The following is a 13,111-nucleotide window of genomic DNA, read 5'->3' as shown; positions in this document are numbered from 1 at the left end:
GTCAGTCCTTCGGGCGCGCCGCCTTGAAGGTCGCGTTTGCACGGGCGATTTCCGTGCCGTCCGCCCGCACGAAACACTGTGCGAAGGCAATCGAGCGACCCGGCTTTACGAACTCGGTCTCGAACGTCAGCCACTGGCCCTGCTGCCCGCTGGACAGGTAATCGACGGTCAGGTTCACCGTGACCAGACGCGTGCCCTCCGGCAGGTGCAACCGGCACGAATACCCCATCGCGTTGTCCGCCAGCGATGCAATCAGCCCGCCGTGAATGAAGCCACGCGCGTTGCAGTGCTGTTCGGCAGCGCGCAGGCCCAGGATATGCGCGGTATCCGTCATTTTCTCGTAGATCGGCTGCCACGGCTCGGTGAGACCGCTGGTGCGCGTGACCTGACTGAAGCCGTCCGGAACATCGGTCACGATGCGACCCCGGCCTGCAAAACGTGAACGCTGAACAGGTCATTCGGATCGACCAGCGTCTGCAACACACGGAACCCGCCTCGTGCGGCCAGACCCCGGAAGCTGTCGACGGTATACTTGTATGAGCTTTCCGTATGGAGGGCTTCGCCTGCACTGAAAGCAAAGCTCTCACCTGCGACTGTAACCATCTGATCTTCCTTACTGACCAGATGCATCTCGACGCGGCTCTGTGCGGCATTCCAGACCGCGCGGTGCGCGAACGCATCGACGCGGAAGGTGCCATCCAGTTCCCGGTTGATCCGATGCAGCAGGTTCAGGTTGAACGCTGCGGTGACACCTGCCGCATCGTCATAGGCCGCTTCCAGTAGCGCCCCATCCTTCACCAGATCGACGCCGATCACCATGTGGGCCGCGCTCCCGAGGGTGCGGGCCGCATCGCGCAGGAAATCCGCTGCCTCGTCCGGTGTGAGGTTGCCGATTGTCGAGCCAGGGAAGAAACCGACACGCGGACCACCCGTGTCAATGCCGTCGAGATCGATTGCCGTGGTGAAGTCGGCACACACCGGAACGACACTGATTTCAGGATTGTCCGCCGCGAAGCTTTCGGCATTGTGCAGCAGATGCTCGCGGGAAATATCGATGGGCACATAGGTCGCGGGATCGTTCAGACCCGCCAGCAACAGCCGGATCTTGTCGGCCGATCCGCTGCCGAATTCGACCACCGTCGCGCCAGCCGGCAGCAGGGATCGGAGCTCGTCCGCATGATCGCGCAGGATTCCGCATTCCGTCCGGGTCGGATAGTATTCGGGCAGTTCGCAGATCTGTTCGAACAGCGCCGCACCGGACTCGTCATAGAAGAACTTGGCTGGCGTCCATTTCGGTGTCGTTGCCAGCCCTGCCTGCACCGCCGTGCGGAAATCCGCTGTCTGCGGTTCCAGGTCGATGAATTTGTGAATCTGAGCGGTCATCAGGCGTCCTCTGCCAGGCGCAGTCCAGCGAACTGCCAGCGTTGATGGGGGTAGAAGAAGTTGCGATAGCTGGCGCGGACATGGCCCTCCGGCGTAACGCACGAACCGCCGCGCAGTACCATCTGCCCACTCATGAACTTGCCGTTGTATTCGCCGACGGCACCTTCGGGGGCACGGAAGCCCGGATAGCCCACATAGGGGCTGGCCGTCCATTCCCAGACGTCGCCGAACATCTGGCGCAGGCCTTCACCGCCCTGCGCGGGCTTCGGGGCGAAGGTGCCGGTACCCAGGCTGTTGCCTTCGGGCGCGATGCCTTCTGAAGCGACCTCCCATTCGGCTTCCGTCGGCAGGCGTTTGCCCGCCCAGCGCGCGAAGGCGTCGGCCTCGTAATAGCTGATGTGACGCACAGGTGCCGCCGGATCGATGTCGATCAGCCCGTGCAGCCCGAACGCCCGCCATGCGCCCTCGCCCTCCGCGCGTTGCCAGTACAACGGTGCCTGCCAGTTCTCGCGCTGCACCGTCGCCCAGCCGTCCGACAGCCAGAGATCGTGCTGCCCGTAACCGCCGTCTGCCATGAATTCCAGCCACTCGCCATTGGTGACAGCGCGGTTCGCGAGCCGATAGGGCTGCAGCAGCACGTCGTGGCGCGGCCCCTCGTTGTCATAGGCGAAGCCCGCCTGATGGCCGATCTGCCGGATGCCGCCGTCGAAGGAAATCCAGTCCAAAGGAATCGCTGCATCGCCCGTGTCCGGCGTGTCACTGCTGTAGGCCGGCGACATAGGGTTGCAGGAGAACAGATAGAGCAGATCGGTCATGATCAGCTCCTGATGCTGCTGCTCGTGGTTGATGCCCAGTTCGGTCAGGGTCGCGATATCCGCATTGGCCTGCTCTGGCAGCTTTTCGAGCAGGCCCGCCATCGCCCGATCGACATGCGCGCGATAGGCGCTGATCTCCGCCACCGTCGGGCGAGTCAGCAGGCCGCGATGCGGGCGCGGATGCCGCTCTCCCGCGCCCTCGTAGTAGGAATTGAACAGATAGGCATAGTGCGGGTCGAACGGTTCATAGTCCGGCGCAAAGGGCGTCAGGATGAAGGTCTCGTAGAACCAGGTCGTGTGCGCCAGATGCCACTTGGTCGGGCTGGCATCGTCCATTGGCTGGACCACCTGATCCTCGGGCGCGAGCGGTTCGGCCAGCGCAGTGGTCTGCGCGCGCGTCTGGCGGAAGCGCCGTGCGAGTTCTGCGGTTGCATAGGAGAGACTGCCACCTTGCGGCAGCGGCTGGGCGTCGTCTGGCATGAGAAGCCTCACTTAACTTCTGTGCTTGAAGGCGCACGCCCCTGTCAAAGGCCGCCGCGCAATCCCTCAATTCGTCCGGTCTGGCGGCGTTCCCCGATCCTCGATGAGAACAAAGGTAGGGTGCGGCGCGCTGGAAATAACATGACAGGACGCCGCAGGTAGACCTTGGAAGCGACGCATAAGAGCCCTGTTTGTCATCCCGGCCTTGTGCCGGGATCCGGGAGCGGAACGATGCTCAGGATCCGGACGCCTGAACTCGTTTCTGAATCCGGTCCCCGGCACAAGGCCGGGGTGACAGCGGAGTTCGCGTCGCCCGTTCGACCAGATCGTCCGGCTCCTATCTACGCCTCACCAAACCCGCCCCCGCTCGGTGTCGAAATGATCATGGCGTCGCCGGGGTCCAGGTCGGCGGAGGCGCGGCCGCCGATTTCCTCGCGGGTGCCGTCGGCGCGTTCGACCCAGTTCTGGCCGGTTTCTCCGTTCTCGCCGCCTTCCAGGCCGAAGGGCGGCACGATCCGGTGGGAGGACAGCATGGTCGCAGTCATGGTCTCGCGGAACTGCATCTTGCGCCAGGTGCCGTCGCCGCCCTTGTGCCTTCCCTTGCCCCCGGACCCGCGGCGTATGTGGAAATCCTCCAGCAGCACGGGAAAGCGGAATTCCAGCACCTCCGGGTCGGTCAGGCGGGTGTTGGTCATGTGGGTGTGCACGGCGCTGGTGCCGTCGAAATCCGGCCCGGCCCCGGCCCCGCCGCAGATGGTCTCATAATACTGATAGCGCGCATTGCCGAAAGTAAAATTGTTCATCGTCCCCTGCGCCGCCGCCATCACGCCCAGCGCGCCGAACAGCGCGTCGGTGATGCACTGGCTGGTCTCGACATTGCCCGCGACCACCGCCGCCGGATAGACCGGGCGCAGCATGCACTTTTCCGGGATGATGACCTTCAGCGGCTTCAGACAGCCGGAGTTCAGCGGGATCTCGGCATCCACCAAACAGCGGAAGACATACAGCACCGCCGCATAGGCCACCGCCGTCGGCGCGTTGTAGTTGGTCGGATGCATCTCGGAGGTACCGGTGAAGTCGATGGTCGCCGAACGGTCGGCATGGTCGATCGAGACCGTCACCTTGATCTGATAGCCATCGTCGAGCGCATAGGTGAAGGTGCCGTCCTTCAGCACGTCGATCACGCGGCGCACCGATTCCTCGGCATTGTCCTGCACGTGCTTCATGTAGGCGCGCACGACGTCCAGCCCGAAGTCGGCGACGATGCGCTTCAGTTCCGACGCGCCCTTCTCGCAGGCGGCGATCTGCGCGGCCAGGTCGGCCATGTTCTGGTGCGGGTTGCGTGACGGATACTTGCCCGACAGCAGAATCTCGGTGACTTCCTTCTCGCGCAGGCGACCGCCGTCGACCAGCAGCACATTGTCCAGCAGCACGCCCTCTTCCTCGACGGTCTTCGAGTCGGGCGGCATGGATCCCGGCGTCTTGCCGCCGATGTCGGCGTGATGACCCCGGCTGGCCGTGTAGAACAGCACTTCCTCGCCCGCATCGTCATAGACCGGCGCGATCACGGTCACGTCGGGCAGGTGCGTGCCGCCGTTGTAGGGCGCGTTCAGCATGTAGACATCACCCGGCTTCATGGTGGCCGCGTTCTCGCGCACGACGGTCTTGATGCTTTCGGACATGGAGCCGAGATGCACGGGCATGTGCGGCGCGTTGGCGATCAACTCGCCGGTCTCGTCGAACAGCGCGCAGGAGAAATCCAGCCGCTCCTTGATATTCACCGAATAGGCGGTACGGGCCAGCACGACGCCCATCTGTTCGGCGATGTTCATGTAGAGGTTGTTGAAGATCTCCATCATCACCGGATCGGCCTCGGTCCCGATGGCGCGTTCGGTCTTGCGTTCGGCGACCCGGCGCAAGACCAGATAACGCTTCGACGTCATCTCCGCCCGCCAGCCGGGTTCCACCACATTGGTGCCGGTGCTTTCGGTGATGATCGCTGGGCCGTCGATGGTGCTGCCGGGCTGCATGTCGTCGCGGGCAAAGATGTCGGTGTCGCGCCATTTGTCTTCCATCCATGCGGAAACCTCAGCGACCCGGCGCGGGCGCGATCCGTCGCCGTCGCTTTCGGGGTCGTCGATCACGTCGCCAGGCGCGACAGCCTCGACCGTGGCGGCCTCCACGATGATGGTCTTCTCGGGACTGATGAAGCCGAACTGCGCCCGATGCGCCTCTTCGAAGGCGGCCTGCACCGCATCGCGGCTGCCGAAGGGTGTCGGGATCGACGTGTCGGAGCCGTCATAGCGGATCAGCGCGCCGAGTCGCACCTCGATGTCCGCCTCGGGCACGTCCTGACCGGACAGTTCGTCCCTTGCCGCCGCTGCAAGTTCGGCGTGAATGTCGGCGACGGCGTCCATGTTCTCGTCCGACAGGCTCAGTTCGACGGTCTTTTCCCGCAGCGCCCGTGTATCGGCCAGCCCCATGCCATAGGCCGACAGGACGCCAGCATGAGGGTGCAGCAGCACGGTCTCGATCCCCAACTTGTCGGCCACCAGACAGGCGTGCTGCCCGCCTGCCCCGCCGAAACAGTTCAGCGCGTATTTCGTCACGTCATAGCCGCGCTGGATCGAGATCTTCTTGATCGCGTTGGCCATGTTCTCGACGGCGATATCCAGAAAGCCGTCCGCGACCTGCTCGGGACTGCGGCTGTCGCCGGTCTCGGTGTTGATGCGCAGCGCCAGTTCGGCGAACTTCTGGCGCACGACCTCGGCGTCCAGCTTTGCATCGCCGTTCGGACCGAACACGGGCGGGAAATGATCGGGCTGCAGCTTGCCCAGCATCACGTTGCAGTCGGTGACTGCCAGCGGCCCGCCATTGCGGTAACAGGCAGGCCCCGGATGTGCCCCCGCGCTGTCCGGACCGACCTGATAGCGGCCGTCCTGAAAATGCAGGATCGATCCGCCGCCCGCCGCGACCGTGTGGATCAGCATCATCGGCGCGCGCATCCGCACGCCGGCGACCTCGGTTTCGAAGGCACGTTCGTAGGAGCCGTTGTAGTGGCTGACGTCCGTCGAGGTGCCGCCCATGTCGAAGCCGATCACCTTGTCGAAACCGGCCATTTCCGCGGTTCGGACCATGCCGACCACGCCCCCCGCCGGGCCGGAGAGAATGGCATCCTTGCCCTGGAACAGGCGCGCGTCGGTCAGGCCGCCGTTCGACTGCATGAACATCAGCCGCACATCGCCCAGTTCGTCCGCGACCTGCTCGACATAGCGGCGCAGGATCGGTGACAGATAGGCATCGACGACCGTGGTATCGCCGCGGCTGACGATCTTCATCAGCGGACTGGTGCCGTGGCTGGTCGAAATCTGCGTGAAACCGATTTCCCGCGCGATCTCGGCCACGCGGTTCTCGTGGTCGCGATAGCGATAGCCGTGCATGAAGACGATCGCGACCGCGCGGATACCTTCATCACTGGCCGCCTGCAGCGCCGCCCGTGCGGCGGGTTCGTTCAGGGGTTCCAGTTCCTCGCCATGGGTGTCCACCCGGCCGGGCACCTCGGAGACACGCTCGTACAGCATCTCCGGCAGTTCGATATTGAGTGCGAACAGCTTGGGTCTGTTCTGATATCCGATGCGAAGAACGTCCGCGAAGCCCTTGTTCGTCAACAGTAGACAGCGATCTCCCTTGCGCTCCAGCAGCGCGTTGGTGGCGACGGTCGTGCCCATTTTCACGGCTTCGATATCCGCATCGGGAATCGCGTCGTCGGCCTCCAGCCCCAGCAGATCGCGAATGCCCTGCAGCGCGGCGTCCTTGTAGCGGTCGGGATTCTCCGACAACACCTTGTGCGTGACCACCGTTCCGTCCGGTTTACGGCCGACGATATCGGTGAAGGTCCCGCCCCGGTCGATCCAGAACTGCCAGCGGTCCGCGTTCGCCATCTCGTTCATCTGGTGCTCCTGCGCCTGTTCCGTCAAAACTGACGCGCGCGCCTGCCGCAATCAAGCCGCTATTGCCTCCGTGCAGCAGCGCGCAAGATGAAGGGCAGAAACGAACGCAGGGAGAGACGAGAAATGGATATCAAGCGCGCACTCATCGTGGGTACCGGACCCGGTATTTCAGCCAGCTTCGCACGGGGCCTCGCTGATCGCGGCGTCAAGCTGATGCTGTCGGCCCGCAACACCGACAAGATCGCCGATCTGGCGAAGGAAACCGGGGCCGCCACGGTCTCCTGCGACGCGGGCGACGAAGCCTCGGTCGCGGAGATGTTTGTGAAGGCAGACGCGGATCTCGGCGGGGTGGATCTGGTGCTCTACAATCCCAGTGCGCGGGCGCGCGGACCGTTGGTCGATCTGGTGCCGCATGAGGTCGCGAACGTGCTGCGCATCTCGGCGTTCGGCGGGTTTCTGGTGGCACAGCAGGCCGCGAAACGCATGCTGGATCAGGGGCATGGCGCGATCTTCTTCACCGGTGCCTCGGCCAGCGTGAAGGGCTATCCCAACTCCTCCAGTTTCGCGATGGGCAAGTTCGCCCTGCGCGGGCTGGCCCAGTCCATGGCGCGGGAACTCAGTCCGAAGAACATCCACGTCGCGCATTTCGTGATTGATGGCGGTGTGCGTTCCGAAACGCGGAAAGAGCCGGAGGGCAAACCCGACTCTCTCCTCGATCCCGACGGTATCGCGCAGACCTATCTCGCTGTGCTGGATCAGCCGCGCAACGCCTGGTCCTGGGAGGTGGAACTCAGGCCGTTCGTCGAGAATTTCTAACCGGTCTCAGGCCGCGTTGCAGGCGTGCCGTTCGCGAAAGGAGGCTGCGGGACGGGCGCAGACCTCGCTGAACCGGATGGTGACCTGTGCGACATGGCCGTTCGCGCGTGCATGGGCGTACCAGAAGTTCGCCGCACGAAGGTGCGTGTCGAATGCCTCCGCCAGGGCCGACTGGCAGCGCGCGCCGAATGTCTCCCGGTTGACGATCATCGTGAAGCTGCCCGGACAGTCGCCCGAGAACAGCCGGACGAAGGGGGTGCCGATGTCCAGATCCTTCAGGGCCTCGCGGGCGGCGGTGAGTGCCTGTGCGTGTGACGGGACCGGGTCGCTCTCGGCCAGGACGACAGTTCCCGTACGCCGGAACCCCAGCAGCGGACAGGCCTGGTGCCAACCCGTGACGGTGGCCACTCCATCCAGCTGATAACGATAAAGGCCGGAGCCGTTGGTGATGTGAACCCGGTAGTCGGTCCCCTGCTCCAACTCGTGGAGCCGGACCATCTCCTGCGTGCCGGGCTGACGGAACTCAAGGAAGCTGTCGTGCAGCATCGGCACACCGGAGATCCCGGCATCCTGACCCGGCATCGTGAGCGGTGCTTCGGGCAGCCAGCAGCCGATATCGAACGCGGCAACGCCGTCGGGCAGGGCCGGAAAGTCACCGAAGCTGACATCCACGGCCACGGTCCGGAGCGCGGGGCAGATGTCGCGGATCGAAAGGCTTCCGTTCTCAAACACCAGGCGCTTCAGTTCGTGCAGCCTGTCGGGCGATGCGGTCATGAACAGTTTCACCAGCTTCCGGAGTTCGGGGCTGACCCTGTCGGCAACGCCAATCGTCTGCTGTTCGATGTCGAAGACCAGATCGGCACTGTGGCGGGCGAGAACACGCTCGAAGATGCCGAAGGCCGCGCGGTCCGGGCTGAAGATGCCCGACACGTCGCCCGACGCCATCGCCATCAGTGCGAGCAGATAGCCCCGGACCTCGATATCGCCGGCACTGCGGACGTCCGGCAAGGCCTTCTCACCCGTCAGGTGAACCGCTTCCTCGGCCAGCCAGCCGCTTTCGGTCAGGCTGGACAGATCGAGGGTCTGCGCGCGGTAGAAACCGGTCGCTTGCTTCATCGCATCAGCCGTTTCGTCCAGACGCCGTGCGCGCAGCGCCCGGTCCGACGGACTCACCGGGACGAGGCGGCCTGTGCCTGAGCGACCGATCACCTTCTTGTAGAAGACCGGCGTCTCGGGCGTCAGGATCGCCTCGCCCGTCAGGCGCTGCATCTCGATCATCGATCGCAGCGTGTGATGGCGGTTGACCGGCACCGTGGCGGCGAACTGCGCGGCACTGCCTGTTCCGGCGAAATCGTGGCGCCTTCCGTAGTCGGTCTCGCTGGCCGCATGAAGGATGCGCAGAAGCCTGTTTTCCTGCAGCGTCCCGATATCGTCGAAGTCGGTGTGGCTGGTGTCCGTCGTGCGTGTCATGGCTTATCCCCCCGGATAATGATCAATGTTCAAAACGGAAGATAATGAATTTTGATCAGTGTTCAATACTTTTTTTGAACATTGTTCATTTTAGGCTTTCACCAAGGGTGCGAAACAGGAACAATGGGCACCGCAACCACAGGAGGCACCCTTGGCCCGACGCGCAGACCATACCCATGACGAGATACGAGAGATGGCCGTCGCGGCGGCTGCCCGGATGATCGAGGCCAACGGTCTCGATGGCCTGAAGATCAGGGCGATCGCGCGGGAAATCGGCTATGTGCCCGGCACGCTCTACAATGTGTTCGACGGCTTCGATGAACTGATGATGCGCGTGAACGGGCAAACCGTTGATGCCCTGGTGGCAGAACTGGTCGCCGTCGAGCAGACCGACGCGGAACCGGATCTGCTGCAGTTGCTGGAGGTCTATGGCGGTTTCGCCCAGCGGCACCCGAATCGCTGGAAAGCGGTTTTCGACTACTCACTGACCGACCCCGAGAACGCGCCGGACTGGTACGTGCAGAAGATCAACGGCGGCCTGGCCATCGTCGAGCGGGCGGTGCGGCGCCTGTCGGGCGACGATCCGAAATATGCGCCTGCTGACGCCGCCCGCATTCTCTGGGCCGGGCTGCACGGCATCTTTTCGCTGGGTGCGGAAGGCAATCTGCGCATGGTCACCGAACGCGATGCCTCACACCTGGCGCGCACGTTCGTCGAGATGATGACGGCATCCATTCGAAGCTGACGCGACGTCATGACGGTTTTTGGTTGTCATTCCGGTCGCGAACGCATGGGATAGCGCCCAATCGCAGTTCATCAACCTGGACTGCCCGATGCACAACATGAAAGGACCCGAGAATGAAAAAGATACTGGCCCTGGCAGCCATTGCCGCCTTCTCCCTTGCCGCCGGATCGGCGCAGGCGGGCAGCCATACCCTGAAGATCGGAACCGAGGGTGCCTATCCTCCGTTCAACAACCTGACGGCGGACGGGAAGCTGGTCGGCTTCGACATCGATATCGCCAAGGCGCTGTGCGCCGAAATGAAGGTGGAATGCACGTTCGTCACCCAGGACTGGGACGGCATCATCCCTGCCCTTCAGGCCGGCAAGTTCGATGCGATCATCGCGTCCATGTCGATCACCGACGAACGGAAGAAGAAGGTCGATTTCACCGACAAGTATTACAACACCCCGCCCGCCGTGGCGGTTCGCAAGGATTCGGACCTGACCATGGGCAACTTCGCGGACAAGGCCATCGGCGCTCAGGCGTCGACCACCCACTCCAACTACGCCGAGGCGACCTGGACGGATGCCGACGTGCGCCTCTATCCGACCGCAGATGAATACAAGCTGGACCTGTCGAACGGTCGCCTGGATGCCGTGGTCGACGATGTGACGGTGCTGCAGGAATGGATCGAATCCGACGACGGTGCCTGTTGCAAGATCCTGGGTACCATCAAGCCGGTGCCGGAAATCCACGGCCTGGGTGCCGGTATCGCCGTCCGCAAGGGCGAGACCGAGCTCACCGAGAAGTTCAATGCCGCCATTCAGGCCATTCGCGCCAACGGCACCTACAAGACCATCAACGACAAGTACTTCACGTTCGACGCCTACGGTGGCTGATCGTGTGACAAGGACGCGGGGCGGTCTGAGCGACCGCCCCGACTCCCTGCCGGGCACTGCCCCCTCCCATGCCTGAATCCCTGTCGCAACTGGCCTTCGGCTCGGCCGGCTGGGGTGACGAAATCCTGGCCGGTGTCGGCGTGACGGCCAGTCTGGCGCTCGCCACCCTGCCCCTCGGGCTGATGCTCGGCTTTCTGGTCGCGCTGGCGCGCCAGTCCGACGAAAAGTCATTGCGGCTTGCGGGCAGCATCTACACCACGGTCTTTCGCGGCCTGCCGGAACTGCTCACGCTGTTTCTGGTCTATTACGGCGCGCAGATCGGTATCCAGCAAGCCGCGCAGTTCATGGGTGCCGAGACCGCCATCGAGATCAACAGCTTCGTCGCCGGCATGGTCGCGCTGGGCATGGTGTTCTCGGCCTTCGCCTCGGAAGTCTTCCTGTCGGCTTTCCGGGCCATTCCGCGCGGCCAGTATGAAGGCGCCTATGCCCTGGGCCTCGGGCGGATCAGCACCATGCGTCTCGTGATCCTGCCGCAACTGATCCGCATCGCGTTGCCCGGCCTGTCGAACCTCTGGATGATCCTGCTGAAGGAAACGGCACTGGTCTCGGTCATCGGCCTGTCCGATATCCTGCGCCAGTCCGGTATCGCCGCGCGCGTCACCAAGGATGCCTTCCTGTTCTTCGGCACCGCCTGCCTGCTCTATCTGGCGCTCGCGCTGATCTCTTCGGTCGCCCTCGGCGGCATCAACCGCTGGGCGCAACGTGGCGAGGCGGCACGATGACCGGACAGGTGTATGATCCCGTTCCCGCCCAGCCGCCCCCTGCAAAACGCCGGATCGCCCTGAACGGCGAACGTGTCGCCGGGTACGTCATCACCGCCTTCATGGCGGTTCTGGGCTTCGGCATCGTCTGGTTTCTCTATGACAGCTGGGATTTCGAATTCATCGAGAAATACGGTCCGAAATATCTCAGCGGCCTGTGGGTAACGATCCAGCTCGTGTCGATTTCGATCGTGCTCGGCGCGATCCTGTCCCTGCCGATTGCGATGGGGCGCATGTCCGCCAACCCGCTGATCCGGCCCGTCGCGTTCTCCTACGTCTACTTCTTCCGCGGAACGCCGCTGCTGGCGCAGATCTTTCTCGTCTACTACGGCGCAGGCGTCTTCGTGGAGGAACTGCGCGACATCGAGCTCTGGGCCTTCTTCCGCGATCCCTGGAACTGTGCGGTCTTCACCTTCGCGCTGAACACCGCCGCCTATCAGGCTGAAATCCTGCGCGGCGCGGTCCAGAGCGTGACGAAGGGCCAGTGGGAAGCCGCAGAGGCGCTGGGCCTGAAACGGCTGCAGACGTTCCGGAAAGTGATCCTGCCGCAGGCGTTGATCGTGGCGCTGCGGCCCTACGGCAACGAGATCATCCTGATGATCAAGGGCTCGGCCATCGTCGCGATCATCACCGTGCTGGACCTGATGGGCGAGACCCGGCGTGCCTTCTCGCGCTCCTACGATTTCCAGACCTACATCTGGGCCGCGATCTTCTATCTGATCATTGTCGAGATGCTCAGGAACGGATGGGACCGGCTGGAGGCACGGCTGACGCGGCACCTCAAGCGGGAAGACTGATCCTCTTCCCGCCTACGCCTCCTCCTCGGGACGCGGCAGACGGCCCAGCCGCTTGCGCATCGCCGTGATCCGCGCGTTCTCGATCTGACGTTTCGCCTCGTGCGCGACGATCAGGCCGGGCCGATCCCGAAGCACCGGGGCAGGCGGCCGGTCGTCCATCCTGTCGTAGCCGCGCCCTGCCCACGCATCGTAGATCGCCTGATCCAGCGCGCATTCGTCCAGGATGCGGTCGCGCATGGCTGCCGACACCGTGTCGACGGTCAGCAGCTTCTTTTCCAGCACATTGGCGCGGGGTGCCTGATCCGGAATGCCGAATTCCACGCTGATCCGCCCGATCAGGGAATCGCACTGCCGGTAGTCGCCGACGAACCAGAAATCGGCCAGTCGTTCCGACAACCGCTCGAACTTCTCGGCGCGCGGCATCCGCGCCAGACGGGTCCACGACAGCTCCAGATAGTTCACCAGCAGGAAGGTGCTCATCGGGTTGACGTGGCGGCTCTGATAGAAGCGCTCGAAGCTGACGTGGGGCCAGCCCTCGACCGTGAAGCGGCTCATCCTGAAATTGTAGAACGAGACCAGCATGCTGAGCGGATCACGCAGCAGCACGGATTCGCGGATTTCGCGCCCCTTGAAATGCGATGCCATCGAACGCCCCAGCGCGTGTCCGGAAACCGCATCGGTCCCGGCCGGATCGAAACGCTGCGGCAGACGGTAGATCTCGCTGGAAAGATGCCGTTTCAGTCCCCGCTTGCGCCGCAGGTACAGAAACCGCTCGCCCAGATACTTCTCAAGATGCAGCTCGATGCTGCGTCCCGCGCATTTGGGGACATGGACGAAGAAATGGACGGGCCGGTCAGTCATGGATGTGGGAACTATGACCATCCACCGCCCCTGTCAACGCGGCGTGGCAGGGTCACGAAATCATTTGCTGCATGTTAGCAATTGCTGATCTAGGC

11 protein-coding genes are annotated in these 13,111 nt (G+C 63.6%); 5 read left to right on the top strand and 6 right to left on the bottom strand.

Going from position 1 to position 13,111, the window contains the following annotated elements:
- Nucleotide 1 precedes the first annotated feature (1 nt).
- From ACN0X7_RS13110 to ACN0X7_RS13095, 4 genes are all read right to left on the bottom strand, one after another.
- Nucleotides 2-415: a PaaI family thioesterase gene (locus tag ACN0X7_RS13110; protein WP_417517934.1), complete on the bottom strand. Its 414-nt coding sequence runs from the start codon at nucleotides 413-415 to the stop codon at nucleotides 2-4.
- Nucleotides 412-1,383, bottom strand: coding sequence for an L-histidine N(alpha)-methyltransferase (gene egtD, locus ACN0X7_RS13105; protein WP_417517932.1), 972 nt, complete (start codon nucleotides 1,381-1,383; stop codon nucleotides 412-414). The genes ACN0X7_RS13110 and egtD overlap by 4 nt, the downstream gene beginning before the upstream one ends.
- On the bottom strand, nucleotides 1,383-2,678 hold the full coding sequence (gene egtB, locus ACN0X7_RS13100) for an ergothioneine biosynthesis protein EgtB (RefSeq protein WP_417517930.1): 1,296 nt from the start codon (nucleotides 2,676-2,678) through the stop codon (nucleotides 1,383-1,385). The genes egtD and egtB overlap by 1 nt, the downstream gene beginning before the upstream one ends.
- Before the next feature lie 341 nt (nucleotides 2,679-3,019).
- The gene (locus ACN0X7_RS13095; protein ID WP_417517928.1) at nucleotides 3,020-6,628 is read right to left on the bottom strand and encodes a hydantoinase B/oxoprolinase family protein; all 3,609 of its coding nucleotides are present in this window, start codon (nucleotides 6,626-6,628) and stop codon (nucleotides 3,020-3,022) included.
- Between the two features lie 123 nt (nucleotides 6,629-6,751).
- Here ACN0X7_RS13095 and ACN0X7_RS13090 point away from each other — a divergent pair, with 123 nt between their 5' ends.
- Nucleotides 6,752-7,444, top strand: coding sequence for an SDR family NAD(P)-dependent oxidoreductase (locus ACN0X7_RS13090; protein WP_417517926.1), 693 nt, complete (start codon nucleotides 6,752-6,754; stop codon nucleotides 7,442-7,444).
- Nucleotides 7,445-7,450: 6 nt separating this feature from the next.
- Here the strand turns inward: ACN0X7_RS13090 and ACN0X7_RS13085 are convergent, their stop codons facing one another.
- Nucleotides 7,451-8,914, bottom strand: a complete 1,464-nt coding sequence (locus tag ACN0X7_RS13085) for a GH3 family domain-containing protein (RefSeq protein ID WP_417517924.1) — start codon at nucleotides 8,912-8,914, stop codon at nucleotides 7,451-7,453.
- 151 nt (nucleotides 8,915-9,065) lie between these two features.
- On the opposite strand from ACN0X7_RS13085, the gene ACN0X7_RS13080 reads away from it, so the two are divergent.
- The 4 genes from ACN0X7_RS13080 (at nucleotide 9,066) to ACN0X7_RS13065 (ending at nucleotide 12,155) form a co-directional block, all read left to right on the top strand.
- On the top strand, nucleotides 9,066-9,659 hold the full coding sequence (locus tag ACN0X7_RS13080; RefSeq protein WP_417517922.1) for a TetR/AcrR family transcriptional regulator: 594 nt from the start codon (nucleotides 9,066-9,068) through the stop codon (nucleotides 9,657-9,659).
- 113 nt (nucleotides 9,660-9,772) lie between these two features.
- The gene (locus tag ACN0X7_RS13075; RefSeq protein ID WP_417517920.1) at nucleotides 9,773-10,537 is read left to right on the top strand and encodes an ABC transporter substrate-binding protein; all 765 of its coding nucleotides are present in this window, start codon (nucleotides 9,773-9,775) and stop codon (nucleotides 10,535-10,537) included.
- A gap of 68 nt (nucleotides 10,538-10,605) precedes the next feature.
- Complete coding sequence (locus ACN0X7_RS13070; RefSeq protein ID WP_417517918.1) at nucleotides 10,606-11,319, top strand: ABC transporter permease; 714 nt, start codon at nucleotides 10,606-10,608, stop codon at nucleotides 11,317-11,319.
- Nucleotides 11,316-12,155, top strand: a complete 840-nt coding sequence (locus tag ACN0X7_RS13065) for an ABC transporter permease (protein WP_417517916.1) — start codon at nucleotides 11,316-11,318, stop codon at nucleotides 12,153-12,155. Before ACN0X7_RS13070 ends, ACN0X7_RS13065 begins: the two co-directional genes overlap by 4 nt.
- Nucleotides 12,156-12,167: 12 nt before the next feature.
- Here ACN0X7_RS13065 and ACN0X7_RS13060 read toward each other — a convergent pair whose 3' ends face one another.
- A complete protein-coding gene (locus ACN0X7_RS13060; protein WP_417517914.1) occupies nucleotides 12,168-13,037 on the bottom strand; it encodes a hypothetical protein in 870 nt (289 codons plus the stop codon).
- Nucleotides 13,038-13,111 lie beyond the last annotated feature (74 nt).

Origin of the sequence: Minwuia sp. (genome assembly GCF_048263705.1) — a bacterium.
GTDB lineage: Bacteria > Pseudomonadota > Alphaproteobacteria > Minwuiales > Minwuiaceae > Minwuia.
Note: the sequence above shows the minus strand (reverse complement) of the source record. Positions and strands in the feature narration are given on the sequence as shown.